We start from the raw sequence: 23,086 nt of genomic DNA, 5'->3' as shown, positions 1-23,086 counted from the left end.
GAAACAGTATCATGTTACTAAGACAATTCGAGTGCATAGCAACACTTACTTTCAAAATTGCGATGAAGTTTTATAAAAAGCTCAGTCCATCAAGCGTAACGTTAAAGAAAACAAATAATACGCACAAAAAACAATCGAAGTATCACATCGATGAAAACTGATTTCGGTATTGATTTGGGGAGATACTGAGTTGCTTTCTAAAATGGTGGCGCATGGTTATGGCATTTTCAAAACCACTCAGCTCGGCGATTTTCTCGACACTGTAGCGCTCGTTTTCCAGTAGCGTTTTGGCTTTCTCAAGCCGTTGCTGCGTAAGCCATGCTTTGGGGCTTAAATTGAAACTGGTGCGAAACTTACGATCGAAAGTTCGACGCGACATGCTAGCCCGAGAAGCAAGCGCATCAACCTCAATATTCTCATTGAGATGAGAAAGCGCCCAGTCTATCGAATGTGAAAACTGATTGGGGACTTCCAAAATAGGAGTTTCAACAAACTGGGATTGCCCTCCCAACCGATGTGCCGATACCACCAACCTTCTCGCCACTTGGTTCGCGATGGCGTAGCCATAATCCTGCCGAATGATCTCTAACCCAAGATCGATCGCAGATGCGCTTCCCGCTGAGCACCCTATATTTCCATCGTATACGTAAAGGACATCATCAATGTAATGAAGGTGTTTAAAGCGCTGTTGAAATGCATCGGCATATCGCCAATGCGTTGTGGTGTTCCGACCATCAAATACGCCTAGCTCTGCCAGTAAAAAGGCACCAGAGCAGAAAGAGACCATTCGCATTCCTGCCTGATGGAACGCGGTAACCGCCTCTTTTAACGCAGAAGGAATCTCCATACCTTGAGCAGGCCAGCTTGGTACCACCAGCATATCGTAACCTTTCAAGCTGCTTACTTGCTTGGCTTGAAGCAGCAGCCCAGCCGTAGATTCAAATGGATCGAACTCAAACGACACCACATCGCACTGATACCAGTTTTCAAACTCCGGTCTTGGCAGACCAAACAGCTCTACTGCACATGCCAATTCAAACAGCGCCACATTGGGGTAACTTAATATCGCTACACGCATGCCTTTCCCTTTATTTTTTGCCTAATCCTTTCGCCTCATTCCTTGCAAACACATTCCTTGTAAGTGAATTGCTTACTTGGTTCTCATATTGGCTGGAAGTTATCGAACTATGACTCAAAAGCCAATCGTAAGCCAACAAGAAAGAACACACAATGGCTACAACCTAAAATACACCGAACATGACAATCTAAGAAAAGGAGAGACTGATGTCATCAATCGTTGCAAGAATACCCGCAGCATCTAGCCAAGAAGCTCTAACACATTTCGAGCTACTGCTAAGGTTCGAAACAGACTGTTGGGATGTTCACCATGCCATGACCAACAACCGACAGGACTTTGTGTTACTTGATGTTCGTGGCGAATCGGTTTTCGAAACTGGCTATATAAATGGCGCCGTCAATTTGCCCCATTCACGTATTAATCCAAAAACTCTATTGGAATACCCAGAGGACACATTATTCGTTGTGTATTGCGCTGGACCACACTGCAACGCGACAGAAAAAGCGGCAATTCGGCTGGCTAAATTGGGAAGACCCGTGAAGAAAATGATTGGAGGTGTAACAGGATGGGTGAATGAAGGGTTCACTCTGATTACGAAATAACGCGGTAAGCCCATAATAAGGGTACTTAAATAAGTACCCTTTTTGTTTCTTGTTTTTTTCAGATAGGTTTACATTCCAAGTTCTTGCTTAAGTTGTTTAACGGATTTCCCACCGACTGCAACGTTAGTATCCGGCCACTCTCGAATCGCCACCAAGAATAGCTCTTTCGGAATACCCGTTACTTCGACAGACACATCTGTGAGTTTCTGAATCAACTCTTCTTTTACTTCTTCAGAAAGTTGACCTGCTTCAAATGCGATAAAGGGCATCATTAACTCCTTTTTAAGTGATTTCCCAGAGGCTCTGAGTATTCATCAACACTACCAACCTGCCAAATTAACCACAATATATTCATGGATTAAAACATTTCAACTTAAGCACATTCTCATATTCGCGATTCGAACCTTCTGGGTACACTTCATCTACACTCATTCCAAAAAAGAATGTTTCTTGTGTAAAGACGATTGCCTTTCTTGAATCAAATAAATATAAAGAAAAATATCACTAAGATATTTCAACTATTAATACGCGTTAATGTGATTTTGTCCCTTGCTACCTTTATTTTTTATGGTAGCTTCCTATGCAATCACGTATTAAATAATCTTTTAACTAGGAAAACATCATGTCAGACAAAGTAGTGGGTAGCGTAAAATGGTTCAACGAATCTAAAGGCTTTGGTTTTATTCAACAAGAAAATGGACCAGACGTTTTTGCACACTTCTCAGCAATTACAGGGGACGGCTTCCGTACTTTGGTAGAAGGTCAGAAAGTTGAATTTAAAGTCACTCAAGGTAATAAAGGACCTCAAGCGGAAGATATTTCTGTTCTTTAACTCCTTTGAGTAATGTTTAGTTTATAAAAATAGCCAGATGATTCTGGCTATTTTTTTATACCCAAACCGCCTCACTTTTATCGATATTGTTTGAATAAACGCATTATTATTGCTTTTTTGTTATTGTGTTTTCGAGTATTGAAAACAATCTATTCACATCCACACCCAAGCCTTTTAACTTAATTGGCTTTCTTAAATGTCTACAAGTCAATTGAACATAAGGAATGCGGTTACCATTTTCTAGCTCGTCGATCATTTGAAGACCGATCACTTCATCAAACCCAACATGGGTGTGGCGTAATCGATAACGCACCGACAACGCATTTTTCCTAATCACCAAATCGATTGGCGTATTAAGATATTCGTGCACGATCAGTACAACAACAAAAACAGTTCCCACTATCAAAAACCAATTCAGCCCTGTCCAAAACGCGACCAGAGGCAAGAAAGGAAACAAGATAACCCCTATCAGATGAGAAACACGAATCAGCGTACCTTTCCTAAATTCGGACTGATCTTGCGCCGTTAGGTGCGAGTTTATCTTGTCACACAGCGCATACCTTAAAATTTCAAAATCTGTGAGTTTATAATCGATACTAATCAGCTTACGACCTTCCTGATCCAGTAAATCCAATCGCTGCAAAATCAAACGCTCTTTGATACGGCATACACGATCAAATAACACTTTTCCGTTTACTTCGCCTTCATGTTGATACCAAACTCCATCATTGTTTAACTCAATCGCTTTATTTGGTAGGTTGCGTGCCAAATGTCCCAACACCACAGCAAGCAACAGCAACGGTGCTGAAGCCAGAATACCCAATACATCGATACCCTCTGTATCGCACTGAGTGAGGTACAAAAAACTGCTTCCTATCAATGCTAATGCAACGACACAGATTTTGGCGGCTTTTTGCCATTTCTTGCTATAGCGAAAAACTTGGTTAGTCATAAATCCCTTTTAATGATTTCACGTTCTATACAAACTGTGCTCATTGCCCTGAAGATACATAGACAGATAACCCTTTGTCTTCATTCAACAGCTTTCCAGTCGCAAGAAGAATAGCATGATGAACGTGGGTTAAAATCTTGAATAAACAGGCGTTTCACATAAACAGGAGAAGTAGCTCGCATTATTCTCACCCACTCACATTGTGATTCTCATTCCTATTTAACTTTAAATCGTCGATTACTTTATAAAATAACCAGTCATTCAGAAATAAATTAAAAAGCTGCTCGGTCTGTATTCTCCGCATTCATATAATTGGAGAAATTTATCTTGAACATCTCACCTCAACAGCAAAAACATCTCGCACTCGGCTTATTGGCTCTACGCGTTACCATTGCCCTTGTTTTCTTTGTTTGGGCATTCGACAAAATCCTCGCACCGGAACATTCCACTAAGGTATTTTCAGCTTTCTATGGCCTCGACGTATCCTCTGGTTTTTCTTTGGTCATTGGCATTGTTCAGCTTGTATTTGTTGGTGCATTCTTACTCGGTATTCAACGCTCTAAGACATACCTGATTGCGCTGGTTTTGCATAGCTTCTCAACTTTTTCATCTTTCATGAAATACCTAGACCCACTAGGTAATTTGTTGTTCTTTACGGCTTGGCCAATGCTCGCCGCCTGCCTTGTACTTTACTTAATGCGAGATTTCGACAGCTATACACTAGGTTACAAAGCACCATCCAATTCAAAAGACAGTTAACTCAACAGATAGCAAACTCAGCAGACAGTTAACTTGTTAAGTTAAAACCTCCTCTCCATCTATGTGAGGGGAGGTATTCCACCCAATCAAAGAGCCTAGAACCCAAGCAAAATTTAGCCTCAAAAGGTTAACAGCCTCTAACTCCCAAAGAATTTTTGTATTTCTGCAACCAGTGCTTTCGGGTTTTCTTCAATGACTAAATGACCAGTATTAGGAATTGTGACCAATTTAGCGCCCTCAATCTTATTTTGAAGTCGGTAAGCTTGCTCGCAAGGTATCCATTGATCTTCTTGACCCCACAGAATAAGAGTGGGTGCACTTACCTCTAAAAACCTATCCTGAAAATCATCTGTATACTTTGAATCCGCTTGCGCTATTTGACAGTAAAAAGCGGGCTTGCCCAACTCTCCCATCCACGGGGATAGAATGCCCTCTATCGTTTCTGCGTCGAGTTCTTGATGGGCTGCGGTCTTTATATAAGCTTCAACAATTGCCGCATGAATAAAATCCGGTACACCAGAAAATGCGGCTTCGTGCTCCTCGATATGTTTGAAAAATGGCGAACCCCAAGGTGATAAGGCAACAGGATCGATCACTGCTATCTTTTTGTATTTTCGCTTATCTAAAATATGGTTTCTTAATACCGTTGTACCACCAAAATCATGCCCAACAATGTACGGAGTATCGATCTGCCAATGCTCAACTAACGCATCCAGCAATGTATTTTGTATTCCTAGAGAAACATCCGCTTCGCTTTTGTCTGACTCTCCATAGCCGAGAAGGTCAAAAAAGTGAACTTGATAATGGCGAGATAAATCCCTGATCAGGTGTCTTAAATTAAAAGAAGACCAGGGCGTACCATGCACTATAACCAAAGGCTCCCCTTCACCTTCAATGCCATATTTAACTTGTCGCCCCTCAAATTCAAACGTATCGGGTAAAGTCCATTTACTCATTTCAAATCCTCATATTAAAGCCGCGTCCATTATACCCAAGCAGCCTCAATTTGCGGAACGTATACTCAATAATCAAGTTCGTGACACACTGACGCGTGTTCAGCAAAGCCACACTTTATTATCAAGTAAGAGCGTTGCATTTCCTCATTGTGAGGGAAGGCTTCGGCTAAAACCGTATATTCAGCGTACGCTTCTTCTTTACGTTGGCTGTTGTAGAGCGCCCACGCTTTGATTTCGATGAGTTTCACATCTTTGCCATAGTCTTGTTCGTATTGTTCGATACGTGCGAGAGTTTCTTCATAGGCCTCTGCTTGGAAGGCAGAATAAACCCTTCTTACCGCAACCTTCTTATCTATTTCGACGCGTTTTTCCACATCATTAATTTGCATGGCCAACGCGATTGCTTTATCTGAATACCCCATTTTTTCTAACGCTAATACATATCCATACTGAGTAAGATCTCTTTGCGGGTCATCTTTTGGCATCATGTCGAGTGCCTCTTCAAACGCGATCGATGCCGACATCGGGCGTTGAAGTTCATAAAGCTTCCAACCCTTCATCACAAAATCTTGGGCAGTTAGATTGGGTTTGTTATTCAGGCTTTCCAAACATTTCGCGGCAGATTCTTCACATTCCAGATCTTCTTTAGCGCCAGATCCTATATCCATTTCTGCAATGGATGGGTATTTTTCCGACCAAACTTGATGCTCCATATGCAAGCGTTCTATATCTTCCATCGCCTGCAAACTGAGTAATTTGCCTTCAATACGCTTTTCGTTCGGTCCCCCCCAATTGATTGCGCTTTCAAACCAACCAAGTGCAACATCTGGCTGCTCCGACTCCATGTATTTCCAAGCGATGACTTCAGCTGTTTTCGCATCTTTTCTCGATTTAGCTGATCGCCCAATACTTTCTAATTGACTGTCAGAAATACTCGCTGATTCTAGTTGGCTCAATCGATTGTCGTATTCTAATTGCGCAGCAAACTTTCTATCGTAGCCCGCTGATGTTTTATACCTCGCTAGAATATCGCTGCCTGCACTTGACGGTGTCCAGCTCAATAACTTTTGTGTCGTACTCAACTCTTGCCCTTTACAGTTGTCGAGAATCGACTGGTATTTAGCCTGTGCATTCGAGCCATAGCCCGTCATGGTTTCATTTTTTAAATCTAGCCATAGCCATTGGACGCGATCGCATGTTCGCCACTGGGGGTATTTTTCGAGTAACGTTTTAGCGGCTGTCAGTCTGCGATTTTTCAGGTGCCGATTTAAGTCGTATAACGATTCTTGATAGCTAAGTTCTGTTTTTAGTGCTGAAGAAATGTTCAGACCTTCTGTTGCTTTTTGGGTCGCCTTCCACCCTTTTTTCTCCAACATTTTCCAATAAATCGTTTCATCAAACCCCGTTTGGGTTTGTGTTGTGACTTCTACTTGAATGCGGTCGTCAAAGACCGTGATTTCATGATGATCTTGAGCCTGTGCTGTCAACGCAGTTAGCGCTACCAATAAGATGTATCTGTTCATTGGCAAATCCTTTCGTTATAAGCGATATGGGACAACAGCACCAAGCTGTCGGAGTAATAGTCTTTTCCTTTGGGGTAAACTTTTATGCCTTGTCCTTTTTTCCGTGAAGCGCGGGAGAGTCGAACAAGTTGAGCGATTGCGATGGCACCATCAGGTGGTGGGTAACTGGCCGATTCACCAGAACGTACATTCACCCATGCCGTATTCTGGTTCAGCCAGCTAGTATAGTGCGTATTCAGTTGGTGCGATTGCCCCCCCCAAATAACGTAAAGCGGAATGCGATAACTCGAGTAACTAAAGCGTGATTCAAAGCCAGAGGCCGGTCTCCAACCACCATTTTTGTATTCCAACCAATCCGACGTCAGTTTTTCAGGTCCGTAAAGGTTTTGATTTAGAATCGATAAACCACTTTTATACAGTTTCGACCATTGGCGGCTGTATTGATTGAAATCCTGCAATGCCGGATACACCCAATACGCAGGGTTAACGACCGTACGATCATCAAAATTAAATCCATACGCTCCGGGGAGTAATATGCTCTGCCGGTTCACCGTCTTTATATGGGATTTTTGCAGTTCATTAACGATTTGTTTCGCACTAGAACCATACCCCTGACCAGACCATTGCTTTTGAGCTCGTTGCAGAGCCCATGCAATCAGCACATCGCCATCGCTGGCATTATTTCTGTCGGGGATATGCGGCTTTTTCGGCTGCCATTTCCAAGAAAACAAGCCGTCTTCTTTTCGCTGTAGGTTTTTTTGGGTCCAATGCCACATGCGGTCGAACGTCGCTTTGTCACCAAAATATTCAGCGATAAGCATTCCGTACCCCTGCCCTTCACTGTGTGATATGCCTTGGTTGCCCACATCCACAACGCGCCCATCTTGATTAACATAGCTGTTCTTGAACGTATGCCACATGCCAATATCACTTTTGCACATGGCAAGCGCCATAGCGTTGGTACTGACCACTAAGCTCGTCGCTGCAACCACAAAGAAACCGGTCTTTTTTTTCATTTTCGCGCTTCCAAAAAACGAGATACAAACGCCGATATCCACCAAATAATGATGAGAGCAATAACGGACAGTGCAGCAGGATACCCAATGAAAGCAGCTTTAAAAAACTGCGATGAATTACTCGAAAATTCTTTTTCACTTAGCACTCCCTTCGGAGGGGCACTGGATTCACTGCGTAGAAAGTCATCAAACTTTTCCGGCGAACTTTCTGTGAACTGAAGCCGATACCAACCTTTGTTATTGGTGTGTCTTACATAAGCCAGCTCATGAGTATTTAACGATTGCCCAAAATCATCCGTTCCGCTTTCTGAATGCGCAATAAAATCAAACAGAGTATGTTTGAGTTCTTCCCATCTAGAGTCATTCTCGGTTTGCTCAAAAACAAAGTTTTCTTCATTCGTTTCATTTAGCTTTATATGGAGTTGGCGCTTTTGTTGCGCTTCGCTCGTCACCAATAATCCGGGCATTGCTTTGTGTGTGCGATGAGATACATGGCTGAGCAATCTCCAAAGTTTTGTTAGCTGCTCTGGGTTATCTGGATCCAATGTTATCTGAGCCTGCTTACCGCAATCGTCCGTTATGGCGAGGAAATCGGTAGGAGAAACACTATGACCTTCTGTTGGAATAAACTTAACCCAAGAACTTAAATGAAGATTCGAATTGTCCGACATGAACACTTTAAATCGCCGCTGTTGGTTGCGAATGTCGACGGGCCCATAAACTTGAACACTCACGTGATTGATTCCGGGTCTAAAGTCTTTCATGGGAATGTTGATTCTATAGTGCTGATTATCCCGCCAATAACTGGAACGCAAGGGCAAACTGTTCGCATATTTTCCGTTTACACGCAATATCATAGAGCCTTCACCGGGCGACACGCGGGAATGCTGTAACAAGAGATTTAGCTTGGCATTGTCTTCACTACTGAACATTATATTGCTCGGCATAATCAGCGATAACGCGAGAGGTGAATCGGTAAGCTCTACCTGATCGGTAAACTCGGATACGAGGTATTTTTCTGCACTTTTTAATGATGTGTCTTTCATCGCATCATCGACTTTTATAACAGTCGAAGCGCTATCAGGGAGCCGACGTAAGTTATTTGCAAAAACTTTAGACGCTCTTTTCACTTCCATTGGGCTGTTCCCAGATATCACTAGGAGCCAATCAATACCTTTCGGATTTTTCCCGGTTTTTAGATACGGACCAGAAATGGCGCTATGCGTCTCCAAATCTATCCAACCCGCATTAAGTAAATGATCCCGTGTGCCATACACCACTGTGGGTTTTGTGGTCGAAAAGGAAGCTGAAAGGGAAGTGATATAGTCAAACTTGTAGTCTTCAGAGCCACTTTTAAGCGTCCAGCCCTGTACCAAAGAGGCTGCAATACCCAAAGAGAGATCCTGATTGTCCTCCACCAAAGACACCATTTGAACAGGCAACCCATGCCCTTGGCCGCTTCGAATCATGTCGTTGTATGCAAGCAGCGTTTGATCTTCAGTATTCGTGCTTTCGATGTAGGTTAGAGAGTAGTTCGAGCTTTCCGCATTAATCACCGTTGTCAGCTCGGTCGCATCAACCACATGCGAAGGATCATTTGAAATATGTTGAATTCTTAGGTTCAAACTTGAATCACGTTTGGATATCAGCTCGGGCGGAATGGTCACATCCAGCTGCTGAAACTGGGAGCGCTGCTTGAGCTCGATATTTACCAAAGTGCGCTTACCCGTTGAAATCCAGAGCAGTGACTTATCAACCACATTATTATTGAATACCGCTAGAGAAAGATGGAGTTTTTCCACCTTTTGACCTTCAAGTATCGAAATAGGCAGGTTGATCATTTGTGTCTGACCACGTAACACGATGTCCCCCTGATTTACCGTGGAATACGTGAGCGGAACGGTCACCTTTTTTTCTGCGACCGCATTCAATGAGACAACGAAACACAATAGGAAGAAGAATCTAGTCATTTTGAAATCCCTTTTTACCGCTCACTTTACTGCCGCTCGCTTTCGATGAGTCTATTTGCTGTTTAATCGACGTTGTCAGTACTCGAGTCAGGTTCTCACACACCAGTGAAAACAAGCTCAAAACTGACGAAAACAGCCCTTGATGCAATCCTTCTTCGTAGCGTCTTCTGTCGTCCCAACGGCTACTTTGACCATACGTTTTAGCGTATTGAATCTGCATATCTTCCGCCAAATTGCTCTCCATCAAGCAGCAGATTTGTATGCCATGATGTCCATTTTTAACGGCGACAACTCGCATGTTTAAGTGCACTTGTTTGTAGAGTGTTTTGCCCGTACTGCATTTCCCGTTCTCGGTGAAATAGACCACATCAACGGTATCGCCACGATGAATATCATGATCCGGGTCGTGAAGAGTCAGTCTTGCCCCTTTGATCGAAACATCGTTCAAGGTCGCATTCAGGCTTCTTTCACCAACTTTGATTTCCGCTTTTTCATTCACCAATAAACGAGGCTCACTACGGCGCTGTTGCTTTTCCAACATCGCCCCCAAACACAAAATGATGAGTAAAAGGTTAAAAGTGTTGAACACGATAACCAAAATCAGCTGACTTTGTTCGGTAGGAAATTGCATGTATCGATAAATTCCCCAGGCTTCCGCCGCTACCACCAGCCCAAAGATAAATGCCATGAACGGCGTCAATTTAGAAAAGCAGACTTTGCGGGTTGTTTCCCCTTTAGGGGTGACTACAAAACTGGGTTTCGTTGGATGAATTAGGGTCGATAAGGCAGGTAAGAAAAGGTATATCGACAAAGCGGTTTCATACAATTCGGAAAAGAAAGCGCGTCGGGTTTTACCAAACAATCGCTGGGTGATCATAATGCTTATGACTAAGTGAGGGACCACAAAAATCAAAAAGTCCGTCGCGTTGCCCACAAATATTTGGAGGTCGAGTAATAAATACAGTAATGGCGAAATTAGGAAAACCGTTCTGAAGATCGGGAAGAACCAATACACGGTGGAATTGAGATAACAAGCTCGCTGCCCTAAGCTCAAGCCACGTTTTAGCAGCGGGTTATTCAACAAAAATATTTGTATCATTCCCTGTGCCCAACGAGACCGCTGAGTCACATACGCACCAAACGTATCTGGAGATAAGCCTGCAACCATGGGTCGGTTTAAGTAAGCGCTATCCCAACCTTTTGAGTGAATATTTAAAGCTGTGTCCGCATCTTCTGTGATGGTTCGAGTGGATATACCTCCAACTTCTTCCAATGCGACACGGCGGATAATCGCTGCGGAGCCGCAAAAAAAGCAACCATTCCAAAAATCCATGCCCACCAAGATTTTGTTGTAAAACATTTCATTTTCAGAAGGAACTTTGTCTTCAATACCAAGGTTTTTTTCGACAGGTCCCGGAGTGATAAAGAAGTGAGGTGTTTGCACAAACCCTAAATTTGGTTCTTTCTGGAACATGCCGACTGTGTTCATTAAAAAGTCACGAGTCGGAACGTGATCGGCATCGAGAACCAATACTAAGTCGCCAGATGATTTACTTAACGCGTGGTTTATATTCCCTGCTTTTGCCAACTCATTTTTCTTGCGGGTCATGTAGGTTGCACCTACTTCTGTACAAAAATCTTTTAGGGTGTTGGCTCGTTTTTTCGCGTAATGTGCGGCATCTACATCTTCATCATTCAATTTATTGTACGTCCCGCCATCATCCAGTACATAAACCCGCACCTCTCCCGGATATTCCATTCTGCTCGCGGCCAAGATCGTAGGTTCTACGACACTGATCGGTTCATTGTAGGTAGGTATAAACACATCAATAGATGGCAAAGCCACATCTGGATTTATAGGGACACGTTTACGCTCATAGGGTTTTACCGTTACAAACATACCCATGACATACACCAAAATGCCATAACATTCGGCACAGAATAAAAGCATGGCAAAGGGCAGATCAATTTGGCTCTCCCATGGAAGAGTTTCATGGAAGCGCCAATAAATATAACGGAAAGAAATGAATGCACCGATGATCAGAATAAACGTCGTCGCCCTAGTCGACATGTTTTTTGATAAAAGAAGAATCAAAATAAACGCGCTCGATGCCAACCAAATATGTGTGTCGGTCGAAATGTTTAAAGTGGCCAACATGAAAAGGCAGTAGATCGCACATAACACGAGCAAAACCTTAAACAGCAGCTTTGGAAGATTAGTCGTCATTCTAGAATCCTTCTAGCATTGGAGAACGTTGAAAGTCGTTTACCCACGATAGGTCTTGGTTTTTATCCTGCGTGCAGTAGTGGGTAAAAATGGAAATCCAGTAACCTTCCATTTTTATGTTTTGATGTGCTTGTAAGCATTTGCCGCCGCTTTCAGTCTTGGTTGTCCATGATTGAAAGGGACCGACAGGGTTATACGCCAAATCCCCTGCTGACTCGGGAACCGAGAATGCAAATATTTCTGGGGGCTGCTTTAGAGGAACATCACTGATGATTTGAACAATAACGTTTTCACCAGGAAGGAAGGCATCGTTAGTAAGAAGTGCCCAGAACCATGTTTCTCGCGCTTTAAGCTGGCGAAAGCTACGCTGGGTTTGAATATCACCAACCAATATCGGAAGCTGGTAGTCTTCGATTTGATTGGGATCGTACGTTCTATCTTGCCCAAGTCTCGCCTGCTGAGTGGTTTTACAGCCCACTAATAAAAGAGAGCCTAATGAAAGAGCGATCAACCCCTTTATTATCGATACCGTTTTAAAGTCCATGTGTCCCTGCTCTTGTCTATCCAATCTTGGTAGGAGTAGGTACAAGCAAGATGTTTGCCACATGAGGTTTATGGTTTTTTTATTTATATTTCAATCGGATATAAAAACAAAATAATCACTATAGCAAATAGAGATTATTTTTTGGTGGTACCGATTTAAGTTTCTCAATCTGACATTGAAAATGAAAAACAGCGTAAAGAAAGAGACACTTAACGGGTTCGAACGGTCCGTTTCAAATGTGTATTAGCAGCCGAGGTATTGGTCTAAATATATCAATAACCTCGGCTCTAATTAGGGTCTGTTTTCTATCTAAAGACGAAGTTAAGTTTAGGTAGGATTGAGGTGGAGAACGCTACTGGTTTAAGCCCAATTCTTTTTGCTTGGCTTTGGTCAGCCCCAGTGAAACGATGCGATAGGATTCTTTAATGTAGTAAATTAACTCTTCATCTTTATCGCCGGCTGTATCCGTTTGTTGAATCCACTTCATACCACGGGTTGCAAAGTACGGAGCAGGACGATAGCCATCATGGTCGCTTAGAAAATCAAAATTATTATTGGACGTTTTGAAGATATAAGCGGGTTGCTTGTTATCGCCCCAGCCTCCTATCGCAAACACTTTTCCACCAACTTTCCACACATGAGAATCACCCCATTGCACAACGTGAGTCGTTGCCACTAAGGAGCCACAGAATTGGTTAAACTCTTCGTATGTCATAAGCGAGCCTTCGTATTCACAATATCTACCTTTGATTTAGTCTCTATCTTTTTATACGTTGGCGAGAGCGTTTTGATAAGCGCTTTTTGCGTTGAGTGAGAGGTACGGCTGCATTGCCTCAAATAGAGTAAACCGTTCTTTGCCATACTGTTTCTTAAACTCATCGCTTGCGTACACCAATTCAAGTTCATTCGCGACGGTTAACTCACAAAACAGACGTAAAGTGCTTTTGTCCAAGTCAAATGTTTTGCTAACAAATCGGTCTTTGAACCGAATGGGATCTCTGCCTTCAAACTGCGGAAATACACTATCCCTATCGCATGAGCAGTAGAGATAAACGAGTTCTTCTTCCTCTACACCTATCACGCCTGCGATCTCATTGCGCTTGTCCAATGACACCATGATTTCATCGAACCCAGCGGTTCCATATGCCGCATGAAACAGCCCCGCCGTTTGCAGTACTTCGGATGCACCCCACTCCTTAAGAATGCGTTGCGTCCCTTCCAAATGAATGATTAACGAGCCATTTAAATGCTGAAAATCCCCTGCACCTAATGCTTTGAGTGCCTCAAACTTATCCTTCATGTACCTGTTATTCCTTTCTCTATCCATTTAGGTAATTCGATAACAATGCGTGTTATTTCATATTATTAGTTAGTGTAACTAAACACCCTTCCAAAATAGGAAGGGTTTCAACATTTTTTAATAACCTAACTTTCGACACTCTGCATTGTGTGCGTAAACACTGCATTTGATAACCAAATAAGAATGCTGCATTTTTACGTCATGTGGGAAGGCTTCGGCAAGTACAGCGAATTCACTCAACGCTTCTTTTTTACGCTCACTGTTGTAAAGTGCCCACGCTTTAATTTCAATCAGCTGGACCTCTTTTCCATACAACGTTTCATACTCATCAATTCGAGACAGGGCGACATCGTATTCTTTGCTGTCGAACGCGAAATACACCTGTTTTAATGCGGTTTGTTTGTCTATTTTACGACGTTTGCCAGAATCATTTATTTGCAGGGCAAGTAGATCGGCTTTGTCGGCATAACCCGATTGTTCCAGCGAAAGCATGTAGCCGTATTGAGTTAAGTCCCACTCTTCATCAGCAGGTGACATTCGGTTAATGGCATTTTCGAACACCAACTTTGCCGATATTGGGCGTGATAGTTCGTATAATTTCCACCCTTTCAACGCGTATTCCTGCGCAGACAATTCAGGCTTGTCACGCAAAGATTGTAAACACTTAACGGTGGATTCTTCACACGCCAAATCCATTTCCTCATCGGAACCAATATCCCACTTAGCGATGGCAGGGTATTCTTTCGACCAAATCTTGTATTCGACTTGAAAGCGGTTTTGTTCTCCCATTTTTTGAAGGCTCAGCAATTTTCCTTCAATGCGCTTGTCTGTTGGTCCTGCCCAGCCGATTGCCGATTCAAACCACTCTAGCGCTTTTGAGGGCTGTTGATTTTCAAGATATTTCCAAGCGACCAATTCGGCAAGTTCTGCGTCTTTTTTACGCATCACGATTTTTTCGAGATCCACCAATTCATTTACGCTGACTTTTCCCGCGGCAAACCGATCCATTTGCAAATCGTGGTGGATTTTAGCCGCCGCTTTTGCATTGTAATTGGCGGACGCTTTGTATCTTGCCAAAATGTCATTTTGTGCACTTTGCCCAGTCCAACTGAGTAGCTTTTGCGTGGTACTTAACTCATGCCCTTCACAGTTATCAAGAATAAATTGATATTTAGATTTCGCGTTGCTGCCATACCCCGTGCTGCTTTCATTTTTTAAATCCCACCAAAGCCATTGAATACGATCACAAGTGCGCCACTCTGGATGAGCAAGGATCAAGGCATTCGCCTTACTTGTTCTTCGTTTCTTAACAAGGTGGCTCAAACGTTCAAGAGACTCCTTGTAATCAATTTCCTCTTTGAGAGCAGGTGAAATAGTCAGCCCTTTCGATGCTTCTTTTGCTTGTTTCCAGCCTGTATTGTTCAGTATTTCCCAATATATACTTTCATCAAATTCAGGTTGAGATTCTGAGCTCACTTCGACAACAATTCGCTCGTCGAAAACAGTAACGTCTTGTTGTTTTTGCGCATGTACAGGCAGGGATATCAGTGCTGCGATGACAAGGTAACGTTTCATTGGCAAATCCTTTCGTTGTAAGCAATGTGCGATAGCAGCACTAAGCTATCGGAGTAATAATCTTTTCCTTTGGGATACACAGAGATCCGTTTTTGAGAGGCGCTTGGTTTACTGGCGCGTTCGACCAATTGAGCGATTGCGGTTGCACCTTCTGGGGGTGGATAAGGTGCCAACTCACCTGTTGTCACATCCACCCACGCTTTGTTACTGCTTTCCAACCAATTGTTATAAAGCCAATTGATTCGATGAGAACGCCCTCCCCACACCAGATGGAGTGGCACTCGGTAACTTGAGTAACTAAACTGAGGCGGGAAATTTTGAGCAGGTTTCCAACCATTGTTACTGACTTCCAACCAATCTGGTGGTAGCAAATGGTGACCGTAGAGATTTGCGTTTAGCATCGCCACGCCACTTTCCGACAACGCTTTCCACTGATCGCTGTATTGGCTGAAATCATCAAATGCAGGAAAGACCCAATACGCCGGATTAACAACCGTTCGCCTACTGAATTCAAACCCGTAGCTACCAGGTAAGAGAACCACCTCACCTTTTCGGCTTTTTAGGTGAGAGTGCTGTAGCTCTTGAATGATTTCCTTGGCGCTGGATTGATATCCTTGATTTGGCCAACGTTTACTCGCGCGTAACAACGCCCAAGCAATAAGAATATCGCCGTCACTAGCGTTATTTTTGTCGGGTACATGGGGTGTTTTAGACTGCCATTTCCATGAAAACAGAGGATCTTGATCTCGGCTTAAGTGTTTTTGAGTCCAACTCCAAAGTTTTCTAAATGTCTTTTTGTCGCCAAAATACTCGGCAATGAGCATGCCGTAACCCTGGCCTTCACTGTGTGAAATGTGTTTGTTGGCATTATCTATGACTCGACCATTGCGTGTAATAAAACTGGATTTGTACGTGCTCCACATACTTTGATCGCTATGGCATTGCGATGACGCAAAGCTCGCACCACTTACCCAAATAGAAGAGAGTCCTGACAAGACTAAAATGGATCGTTTTATCCGCATTTTCGTTCCTCAAGATATCGGGTAACAATCGAGGACATACACCAAATGATAAATAATGCCGCTAACGCCAGCCCAATTGGGTAACCAATGAAAATCGCTTTTATGAATTGATGGATACTGCGCGAAAAATCTCGCTCGCTTAATAAGCCAGACGGCGTTTGCGTTGGCTCACTTTTAAGGAATTCATCAAATTGCGACTCTGTACTTTCCAACAATTGAATTCGGTACCAACCGTTACCATTGTTGTGCTTCACAAAAGCACGTTTTTCAGCTTCAAATTCAAACGGTGATTCCACCACAGCGTATTCTGACTCTTGCTGTTCCTGCCTTTCTTCATTTGCTATTTTCTGCTCATGGGCAACGTAATCGAACAATTGCTGTTTCACTTCTGCTAATCGCCCCTCTTCTTGCAGGTTTTGTTCAGTACTTTTCATTGGCTGACGAAGCATCACCTGAAATTCACGTTGCTGCTTCTCGGTCTCTGTAATGAGTAAATCAGACGCGGTTTGCTGGGTTCGATGCGACACGTAACTCAGCAACCGCCACAGGGCGTTCATTTGAATGGGATCAGATTTATCAACGGTAATTTGTGCCGATTTACCATTGTTGTCCGTCAACACGAGAAAATCGGTTGGGGCAACTTGGTGGTTCTCTGTAGGAATGAAATGAACCCATGACCCCAGCCTTACATTGGATTTTTCAGACATCGTCGCCGTGAATCGACGTTGCTGACTGCGAATGTCGATGGGACCATACACTTCCACGCTCACCTTGTTGATTCCGGGTTTAAAATCTCGCATCGGAATATTCAAGCGGTAATGTTGGCTGTCGCGCCAATAACTGGAACGCAGTGGCATGCTGCTGATGAACTTATCGTTCACTCGCAATATCATCGACCCTTCTCCCGGTGCCACACGAGTATGGGCGAGAAGTAGATTTATTTTCGCTGTGTCTTCGGTGCCAAACAGGATATTGCTCGGCATCACGAATCGGAGCTCCAACGGTGAATGAGTAAGATCCGATTGGCTCGTAAACTCAGACAACCGATAAGTCTCATCACTTTTTAGAAAACGATCTTGTGCAGATTCAATTTTCTGAATCACCATATGACGCGTGTCGGGCAGGTCTCGAGTGTTATTCGCAAATGCTTGAGCGGCGCGTTTTACATCGAGATCGCTGTTACCGGAGACCACGAGTAACCACTCTATCCCTGTTTGCGATAACCCCGTGCCTAAATATGGACCAGTGATACTTTGATAAATTGTGTTATCGATCCAACCCTGCTCTATCAACGCTTCCTTATTGCCAAATACAACCGTTGGTCCGGTCAAGTCCGTAGGGATTGTCCTTTGTGTACTGGGTACCCCTTCGATTCGATAATCAAACTGATGATCTTCTGACCCACTTCTGAGTGCCCAACCTTGCACAATAGAGGCGGCAGTCCCCAACGCTAGTGTTGAGCTACGGTCAATTAGCGAAATCAAATGCACCTTAGAGTTGTAATTTTGATCGCTTTGCACCATTTCATCAAACGACAAGAGCGTTTGGCTGTCTAGCGACGAACTTTCAGAGTACATGAGTGAGTAAAATGAATGCTCACTACTCACAAGTGTACTCAACGATGTGGAGTTAACCGTTGCTTTGTCGTCTTTGAGTAGGTGTTGCACCCGTAAAATCAGGTGCGGATTTTCCTGAGAAACCAGTGCGGGTGGAATCTCAATGCGTATATTCTGGCGCTGACTGCGCTGCTTTAATTCAATTTTTGCTAACGTTTTATTGCCTGCGGCTACCCAAAGCAGAGTTTGGTCGATGTCGTTGTTATTGGAAATCGACAACGATAACGCTATTTCTTCCACCTCTTGTCCATCTAGAATCGATATTGGGATAGAAATGGTTTGGTTTTGACCACGAAGTACAATGTCACCTTGATTGTCGGTCGCGTAAGCGAGTGGGACTTCCACCGTTTTATTTGCTTGAACCAAACAACTGGTGAACAGCAAAATGAAAGCGAAGAGCCCGTTCCCATTAAAAAAACTATTCACCTTGAAACTCCTTTTTACTCTGAACTTTTGATGTTTCAACTTTTTGCTTTACGGACGTTGTCAGTACTCGGGTAAGGTGTTGACACGCTAGTGAGAAAAGCCCAACAACGGACGATAAGACGCCTTGCTTCAAGCTTTCTTCATATTCCCTTCTCTGGCTCCATCGGCGGCTTTGCCCGTATGCCTTAGCGTATTGTACCTGCATATCTTCAGCCTGTTGGCTAACTAAAACACAGCTCACTTGAACACCTTGCTGACCATTTTTAATCGCCACCACTCGCATATCTAGGCTGACGATTTTATAGCGTGGTTTTTGACCTTTCTCGGCTTGCCCGCTCTCAGTAAAGTAAGAAACAGTGACAATATCGCCCGACAAAATATCGTGCTCTACACTGCTTAACGTCAGCCTTGCACCTTTCAGTGAAATATCGTTCAGTGTGGCATTGAAGCGTTTGTCTCCATCCTTAATAACTGCTTTTTCATTCACTAGCAGTCTCGGTTCGCTGCGACGCTGCTGAGTTTCGAGCATTGCCCCCAAACACAGTACAATCAAAATCAAGTTGAAGGTGTTGAACAAGATCACCAGCATAAGTTGGTTTTGCTCGGCAGGAAAACTCACGTAGCGGTAAATCCCCCACACCTCTGCCAGAACAACTAAGCCGAACAGACATGCCATGAAAGGCGTAAGCTTGGAGAACGACACTTTTTGCGTTGTTTCTCCCTTTGGTGTCACCACAAAACTGGGTTTCTTCGGTTTTAGTAATACAGAAAGCGTCGGCAAACAGAGGTATATCGACAGGGCAGTTTCGTAGAGTTCAGAGAAAAATGCGCGTCGTGTTTTGCCAAACAATCGTTGAGTTATCATGACGCTGATCACCAGATGGGGCACAACGTAAATCAGAAAATCTTTCGTGTTGCCAACAAATATCTGCAAATCGAACAGGAGATAGAGCAGCGGTGATACAAGGAACACCGATCGGAAAATGGGGAAAAACCAGTATAGCGTTGAGTTTAGGTAACAAATACGCTGTGGAACTGATAAACCTTTTTTAAACAAAGGGTTATTAAGCAAGAATATTTGTATCATGCCCTGAGCCCAGCGAGAACGCTGTGTAACGTAAGCACCAAACGTATCCGGAGATAACCCCGCTACCATTGCAATATTCAGATACGCACTGCTCCATCCATTGGAGTGCATGTTTAACGCGGTGTCGGCATCTTCCGTGATGGTTTTGGTGGATATACCTCCCACTTCTTCAAGGGCCACTCTGCGAATAACCGCTGCACTCCCACAAAAAAAGCAACCATTCCAGAAGTCCATTCCAACCAGTGTCTTGTTGTAAAACATTTCGTTTTCTGAAGGGACTTTATCTTCAATACCCAGGTTTCGTTCAACCGGTCCAGGGGTAACAAAGAAATGCGGAGTTTGAACAAAGCCGAGCTTAGGGTCCTTCTGAAACAAGCCGATCGTGTTCATCAGAAAATCACGCGTTGGTACATGGTCGGCATCCAGAATCAAAAGAAGCTCGCCAGATGTTTTCTCCAAAGCATGATTGATGTTCCCAGCTTTGGCTTGAATGTTCTTTTCTCGTGTGATGTAACTTGCACCAACGTCTTCACAAAATGCCTTCAGTGCCTGAGCTCTACTACGCGCTTCGCTTGCCTCTTCTGCATTCTCATTGTTTAACTTTTGGTGTGTACCGCCATCGTCCAAAACGTAAACGCGGAAGTTACCAGGGTATTCCAAACGAGATGCCGCCAAAATGGTAGGACCGACAACATCCATAGGCTCGTTGTAGGTAGGGATGTAGATATCCACAGTGGGTAAATGCGCATCTATATTTAAAGGAACGCGTTTCCGTTCATAAGGCTTAACCGTTACAAACATACCCATCATATAGACCAGAATACCGTAGCACTCCGCGATAAAAAGCAGCATTGCAAACGGCAGATCGAGGCTACTTTCCCAAGGAAGTGTTTCTTGAAATCGCCAATAGATATAACGAAACGAAATGAATGCGCCAATGATCAGAATGAATGTTGTGGCTCTTGTCGATAGGTTCTTCGACAAGAGCAGTAATAAAACAAAGGCACTGGACGCAAGCCAAATATGCGTCTCTGTCGAAATGTTTAATGTCGCCAAAATGTACAATGCGTAGAGTGCACAAAGCATCAGCAGACCTTTAAAGATCTGCTTTGTTAAGCCGGGTTTCATATTAGTATTTCTCTAGCAGAATAGACGGTGTGTAGTCTTCGATCCAAGTCAGATCTTGGTGAGGGTCGGAAGTGCAATAGCGAGTAAATATGGAAATCCACTGGCCACTTTTTTTGGCATTCTGGCGGGCTGAAAGACAGCGCTCCCCGCTCTTTTTTGTGAGAGTCCAAGATTGAAACGGACCCAATGGATTCATTGATAATGTGCCCAATTTTTCCGGTACAGTAAACGCAAATATAGCCGGAGGTTGCTCTAACGGAGCATCTCCCAGCACCTGAATAACCAGGTTTTCTCCTGGTAAGTAGGTATCGTTTCTCAAACGTGTCCAAAACCATGTTTCGGTTTTTCTAACCTGACGATAACTGCGCTCACCATCCTGATTGACGACCAAAATAGGCAATTCATTAGATTGAATTACTGTAGGGTCATAAACACGACTCTGACGTACTTGTTGAGTGTTTTGACACCCTGTAGTTAGCAAAGTACTTACCGCACTGAACAGAAATACCCTTTTAATGTTCATCAACATTTATCTCTTTTTAACAACGAACCTTATCCGAATGTCCGTCGCACTATTTTGCAATATGGGACGAATGTCGCCAATTCTTATAACAAAGACAATAAATGTCAAACAAATGAAAATTAAATATTGACAATCAAAAATACAATATTGCGTAAATTTGTTATTTATAATTCAATTATTTAGAGGTTCATCAAATTTAGCGAGAGGGTTCGCAAGTTGAAAAAAAGCTGTAAAAAATAGGATTTGAGCCAATAAGAAAAGAAAGATCAAAGTAATTATTTTATGTCAAACAATTGTGGAATATGAGTGACTTAACACACTATTGAATAAGATTTAATCAATAATTAATCACCGTGGTTTGGTTAATAAGCAAATCATTTCGCAATCATTACACCAACCCGATCCAGTTTGGCGTAAAGCATTGGCATTTGAGCCCTAAATGGATTTATTCGTTTCTTTCGGATATTCGAGTGAGATCTCACTAATTGATTGATTAAGCTTAGTTTTATAAAGAGTGGTAAAATGTGACAAACATCTCACTTATCCGCTAAGCAAAATGGATGGAGAGAACCAAGAGTCGCTTGAATGATCGTTTGATTTATACCAATCAACTACAGGGAGACCTTTATTTCGCGAGGTCATTTAAACCCGATACACGCTGTTTTCGCCATTCTCAAATTGGCTCTAAGGACTAGAGATTGAACTTTTGGAAAGGCAGCGATTTTGAAAACATCGCTGCTCAACATCAAGAATCGAAAGCACCGTGTGAAAGCCATTGAGACCCACCCTTTCGGCTCTCGTCCTTCGATGGTTGGGTAGCGATGCTATTTCCCCTCTTCGATCATTGCGATGATTTTGTGCGCTTTTTCAAAGTGATCCAATTTGTGAGTTTGAATCCACCATGTTGCGGCTTCCATTAGTAACTCCGGATCATCATTTTTATTCGCGAAGAATGCATAAAAAGATACGCCTACGTTATCGCCTTTTTGGGCAATTTTTTTGTTGCATACCTGTACCACTTTTTGTCTGAGCGAGTCGCGCATCTACTATTCCTTAGTCTTGCTTAAGTTTGAAGATACTTTAGCCTACTTTTCAATATGTTATCAATATCATATTGAAAATTCGTCCGTGCCTCCTTTATCTCATTATTGATACGTGAATAAACATTATGTAAAAACCCGCAAATATTCTTACATTATTCATTTTATGAGCTCAATTTATAGACTAAGTTATCCATTGCGTACTTGTTCACAAGTGCGCTTTACGACATCTTCATTGGTCGTTGTTGGATTGTAATCAATGGAATAACATCAACAATAACAAGGAGATAACATGCCTGATGAAACAAGTTCGGTCAATGAATTTGACAAATCAACGGCAAAATCCCGCAAAGTAAAACTGGATAAGCTGAACAATGTGGCGTTTACACCTTTGGAAGGGCAAGTCGCATTCATCAAAGAGCTGATAAAAAAGCCAGATGAAGCGCAGAAGTTCCTGTCTGATCCCAAGGCTTACTCAGTTGAACATGGTGTTTTGCTTCATCCTAACGTTGTGGCTAAAACCGTTAATCAGACGCTTTTCGACGTCAACCTAGACATCGATTTTGCTGAGGAAGCGGGCATTCATGTGACCAAAGATATCATCGATATTCGTAACCGTTTCGAGAACAAACCCCCAACAGACTTAGCTGGTCCCATTATTGGCGAAGGCCCTGGTTTAGCTGCGGCTGCGGCTGTTGTTGCTGCTGCGGCGGCGGTTGTCGTTGCGGCAGCTGTTGTTGTAACTATGGTGGTTACCCTTGTCAGAGCAGGTCGTGCTGCCGATTTGTACGAGTTGCAAGGGCTAGGAAGAGGTACGTTTTTACCCGGTCGAATCAAGTTCCATGATCGAACTGGAATTAGAGACGTCACAAGGCTGAGAAGCATCAACCGAGGTGCATTTATGCGCTAG

21 protein-coding genes are annotated in these 23,086 nt (G+C 43.1%); 4 read left to right on the top strand and 17 right to left on the bottom strand.

Annotated elements, in window-relative coordinates; all coding sequences use genetic code 11:
* Positions 1-142: 142 nt before the first annotated feature.
* The gene (locus Q8W40_RS07340; RefSeq protein ID WP_305396546.1) at positions 143-1,078 is read right to left on the bottom strand and encodes a helix-turn-helix domain-containing protein; all 936 of its coding nucleotides are present in this window, start codon (positions 1,076-1,078) and stop codon (positions 143-145) included.
* Positions 1,079-1,284: 206 nt separating this feature from the next.
* On the opposite strand from Q8W40_RS07340, the gene Q8W40_RS07335 reads away from it, so the two are divergent.
* Positions 1,285-1,680 carry a rhodanese-like domain-containing protein gene (locus Q8W40_RS07335; RefSeq protein WP_305396545.1) on the top strand — a complete coding sequence of 132 codons (396 nt, stop codon included), beginning with the start codon at positions 1,285-1,287 and terminating at the stop codon, positions 1,678-1,680.
* A gap of 68 nt (positions 1,681-1,748) precedes the next feature.
* Here Q8W40_RS07335 and dmpI read toward each other — a convergent pair whose 3' ends face one another.
* Positions 1,749-1,952 carry a 4-oxalocrotonate tautomerase DmpI gene (dmpI, locus tag Q8W40_RS07330; RefSeq protein WP_305396544.1) on the bottom strand — a complete coding sequence of 68 codons (204 nt, stop codon included), beginning with the start codon at positions 1,950-1,952 and terminating at the stop codon, positions 1,749-1,751.
* A gap of 350 nt (positions 1,953-2,302) precedes the next feature.
* Between dmpI and Q8W40_RS07325 the strand changes: the two genes are divergently transcribed.
* Positions 2,303-2,512 carry a cold-shock protein gene (locus Q8W40_RS07325; RefSeq protein ID WP_101110120.1) on the top strand — a complete coding sequence of 70 codons (210 nt, stop codon included), beginning with the start codon at positions 2,303-2,305 and terminating at the stop codon, positions 2,510-2,512.
* 106 nt (positions 2,513-2,618) lie between these two features.
* Here the strand turns inward: Q8W40_RS07325 and Q8W40_RS07320 are convergent, their stop codons facing one another.
* Positions 2,619-3,464: a hypothetical protein gene (locus tag Q8W40_RS07320; protein ID WP_305396543.1), complete on the bottom strand. Its 846-nt coding sequence runs from the start codon at positions 3,462-3,464 to the stop codon at positions 2,619-2,621.
* 327 nt (positions 3,465-3,791) lie between these two features.
* Between Q8W40_RS07320 and Q8W40_RS07315 the strand changes: the two genes are divergently transcribed.
* Positions 3,792-4,223, top strand: coding sequence for a hypothetical protein (locus Q8W40_RS07315; RefSeq protein WP_305396542.1), 432 nt, complete (start codon positions 3,792-3,794; stop codon positions 4,221-4,223).
* A gap of 137 nt (positions 4,224-4,360) precedes the next feature.
* Here the strand turns inward: Q8W40_RS07315 and Q8W40_RS07310 are convergent, their stop codons facing one another.
* The 14 genes from Q8W40_RS07310 to Q8W40_RS07245 all read right to left on the bottom strand — a co-directional run bounded on the left by Q8W40_RS07310 (position 4,361) and on the right by Q8W40_RS07245 (position 22,179).
* Positions 4,361-5,179 carry an alpha/beta fold hydrolase gene (locus tag Q8W40_RS07310; RefSeq protein WP_305396541.1) on the bottom strand — a complete coding sequence of 273 codons (819 nt, stop codon included), beginning with the start codon at positions 5,177-5,179 and terminating at the stop codon, positions 4,361-4,363.
* A 65-nt stretch (positions 5,180-5,244) separates the two neighbouring features.
* The gene (locus Q8W40_RS07305; RefSeq protein ID WP_305396539.1) at positions 5,245-6,702 is read right to left on the bottom strand and encodes a hypothetical protein; all 1,458 of its coding nucleotides are present in this window, start codon (positions 6,700-6,702) and stop codon (positions 5,245-5,247) included.
* Positions 6,699-7,718, bottom strand: a complete 1,020-nt coding sequence (locus tag Q8W40_RS07300; RefSeq protein WP_305396538.1) for a glycosyl hydrolase family 8 — start codon at positions 7,716-7,718, stop codon at positions 6,699-6,701. Before Q8W40_RS07300 ends, Q8W40_RS07305 begins: the two co-directional genes overlap by 4 nt.
* Positions 7,715-9,688, bottom strand: a complete 1,974-nt coding sequence (locus Q8W40_RS07295; protein ID WP_305396537.1) for a cellulose biosynthesis cyclic di-GMP-binding regulatory protein BcsB — start codon at positions 9,686-9,688, stop codon at positions 7,715-7,717. Before Q8W40_RS07295 ends, Q8W40_RS07300 begins: the two co-directional genes overlap by 4 nt.
* A complete protein-coding gene (bcsA, locus tag Q8W40_RS07290; protein ID WP_305396536.1) occupies positions 9,681-11,915 on the bottom strand; it encodes a UDP-forming cellulose synthase catalytic subunit in 2,235 nt (744 codons plus the stop codon). Before bcsA (Q8W40_RS07290) ends, Q8W40_RS07295 begins: the two co-directional genes overlap by 8 nt.
* A gap of 1 nt (position 11,916) precedes the next feature.
* The gene (locus tag Q8W40_RS07285; RefSeq protein ID WP_305396534.1) at positions 11,917-12,459 is read right to left on the bottom strand and encodes a hypothetical protein; all 543 of its coding nucleotides are present in this window, start codon (positions 12,457-12,459) and stop codon (positions 11,917-11,919) included.
* A 352-nt stretch (positions 12,460-12,811) separates the two neighbouring features.
* Positions 12,812-13,174 carry an MmcQ/YjbR family DNA-binding protein gene (locus tag Q8W40_RS07280; RefSeq protein WP_305396533.1) on the bottom strand — a complete coding sequence of 121 codons (363 nt, stop codon included), beginning with the start codon at positions 13,172-13,174 and terminating at the stop codon, positions 12,812-12,814.
* Between the two features lie 51 nt (positions 13,175-13,225).
* The gene (locus Q8W40_RS07275) at positions 13,226-13,759 is read right to left on the bottom strand and encodes a DUF6817 domain-containing protein (protein ID WP_305396532.1); all 534 of its coding nucleotides are present in this window, start codon (positions 13,757-13,759) and stop codon (positions 13,226-13,228) included.
* Between the two features lie 117 nt (positions 13,760-13,876).
* Entirely contained in the window at positions 13,877-15,334 is a 1,458-nt protein-coding gene (locus tag Q8W40_RS07270; protein WP_305396531.1) for a hypothetical protein, read from the bottom strand.
* Positions 15,331-16,356 (bottom strand): glycosyl hydrolase family 8, encoded by a 1,026-nt coding sequence (locus Q8W40_RS07265; protein ID WP_305396530.1) that lies wholly within the window; start codon positions 16,354-16,356, stop codon positions 15,331-15,333. Before Q8W40_RS07265 ends, Q8W40_RS07270 begins: the two co-directional genes overlap by 4 nt.
* The gene (locus tag Q8W40_RS07260; RefSeq protein ID WP_305396529.1) at positions 16,347-18,398 is read right to left on the bottom strand and encodes a cellulose biosynthesis cyclic di-GMP-binding regulatory protein BcsB; all 2,052 of its coding nucleotides are present in this window, start codon (positions 18,396-18,398) and stop codon (positions 16,347-16,349) included. Before Q8W40_RS07260 ends, Q8W40_RS07265 begins: the two co-directional genes overlap by 10 nt.
* Positions 18,391-20,613, bottom strand: coding sequence for a UDP-forming cellulose synthase catalytic subunit (bcsA, locus tag Q8W40_RS07255; protein WP_305396528.1), 2,223 nt, complete (start codon positions 20,611-20,613; stop codon positions 18,391-18,393). Before bcsA (Q8W40_RS07255) ends, Q8W40_RS07260 begins: the two co-directional genes overlap by 8 nt.
* A gap of 1 nt (position 20,614) precedes the next feature.
* On the bottom strand, positions 20,615-21,136 hold the full coding sequence (locus tag Q8W40_RS07250; RefSeq protein ID WP_305396527.1) for a hypothetical protein: 522 nt from the start codon (positions 21,134-21,136) through the stop codon (positions 20,615-20,617).
* Positions 21,137-21,960: 824 nt separating this feature from the next.
* Complete coding sequence (locus Q8W40_RS07245; protein ID WP_101110134.1) at positions 21,961-22,179, bottom strand: DUF6500 family protein; 219 nt, start codon at positions 22,177-22,179, stop codon at positions 21,961-21,963.
* 289 nt (positions 22,180-22,468) lie between these two features.
* Between Q8W40_RS07245 and Q8W40_RS07240 the strand changes: the two genes are divergently transcribed.
* Positions 22,469-23,086: a hypothetical protein gene (locus Q8W40_RS07240; RefSeq protein WP_305396526.1), complete on the top strand. Its 618-nt coding sequence runs from the start codon at positions 22,469-22,471 to the stop codon at positions 23,084-23,086.

Source organism: Vibrio penaeicida, from assembly GCF_030689305.1.
Classification (GTDB): Bacteria; Pseudomonadota; Gammaproteobacteria; order Enterobacterales; family Vibrionaceae; genus Vibrio; species Vibrio penaeicida_B.
The sequence above is the reverse complement of the archived record's forward strand: the minus strand, read 5'-3'. Positions and strand labels throughout refer to the sequence as shown.

Bases quoted from the DNA above. Each gene is read 5' to 3' on its own strand.
- Q8W40_RS07340 (WP_305396546.1), bottom strand. From the start codon at position 1,078: ATGCGTGTAGCGATATTAAGTTACCCCAATGTGGCGCTGTTTGAATTG.
- Q8W40_RS07335 (WP_305396545.1), top strand. From the start codon at position 1,285: ATGTCATCAATCGTTGCAAGAATACCCGCAGCATCTAGCCAAGAAGCT.
- dmpI (WP_305396544.1), bottom strand. From the start codon at position 1,952: ATGATGCCCTTTATCGCATTTGAAGCAGGTCAACTTTCTGAAGAAGTA.
- Q8W40_RS07325 (WP_101110120.1), top strand. From the start codon at position 2,303: ATGTCAGACAAAGTAGTGGGTAGCGTAAAATGGTTCAACGAATCTAAA.
- Q8W40_RS07320 (WP_305396543.1), bottom strand. From the start codon at position 3,464: ATGACTAACCAAGTTTTTCGCTATAGCAAGAAATGGCAAAAAGCCGCC.
- Q8W40_RS07310 (WP_305396541.1), bottom strand. From the start codon at position 5,179: ATGAGTAAATGGACTTTACCCGATACGTTTGAATTTGAGGGGCGACAA.
- Q8W40_RS07305 (WP_305396539.1), bottom strand. From the start codon at position 6,702: ATGAACAGATACATCTTATTGGTAGCGCTAACTGCGTTGACAGCACAG.
- Q8W40_RS07300 (WP_305396538.1), bottom strand. From the start codon at position 7,718: ATGAAAAAAAAGACCGGTTTCTTTGTGGTTGCAGCGACGAGCTTAGTG.
- Q8W40_RS07295 (WP_305396537.1), bottom strand. From the start codon at position 9,688: ATGACTAGATTCTTCTTCCTATTGTGTTTCGTTGTCTCATTGAATGCG.
- bcsA (WP_305396536.1), bottom strand. From the start codon at position 11,915: ATGACGACTAATCTTCCAAAGCTGCTGTTTAAGGTTTTGCTCGTGTTA.
- Q8W40_RS07285 (WP_305396534.1), bottom strand. From the start codon at position 12,459: ATGGACTTTAAAACGGTATCGATAATAAAGGGGTTGATCGCTCTTTCA.
- Q8W40_RS07280 (WP_305396533.1), bottom strand. From the start codon at position 13,174: ATGACATACGAAGAGTTTAACCAATTCTGTGGCTCCTTAGTGGCAACG.
- Q8W40_RS07275 (WP_305396532.1), bottom strand. From the start codon at position 13,759: ATGAAGGATAAGTTTGAGGCACTCAAAGCATTAGGTGCAGGGGATTTT.
- Q8W40_RS07270 (WP_305396531.1), bottom strand. From the start codon at position 15,334: ATGAAACGTTACCTTGTCATCGCAGCACTGATATCCCTGCCTGTACAT.
- Q8W40_RS07265 (WP_305396530.1), bottom strand. From the start codon at position 16,356: ATGCGGATAAAACGATCCATTTTAGTCTTGTCAGGACTCTCTTCTATT.
- bcsA (WP_305396528.1), bottom strand. From the start codon at position 20,613: ATGAAACCCGGCTTAACAAAGCAGATCTTTAAAGGTCTGCTGATGCTT.
- Q8W40_RS07250 (WP_305396527.1), bottom strand. From the start codon at position 21,136: ATGAACATTAAAAGGGTATTTCTGTTCAGTGCGGTAAGTACTTTGCTA.
- Q8W40_RS07245 (WP_101110134.1), bottom strand. From the start codon at position 22,179: ATGCGCGACTCGCTCAGACAAAAAGTGGTACAGGTATGCAACAAAAAA.
- Q8W40_RS07240 (WP_305396526.1), top strand. From the start codon at position 22,469: ATGCCTGATGAAACAAGTTCGGTCAATGAATTTGACAAATCAACGGCA.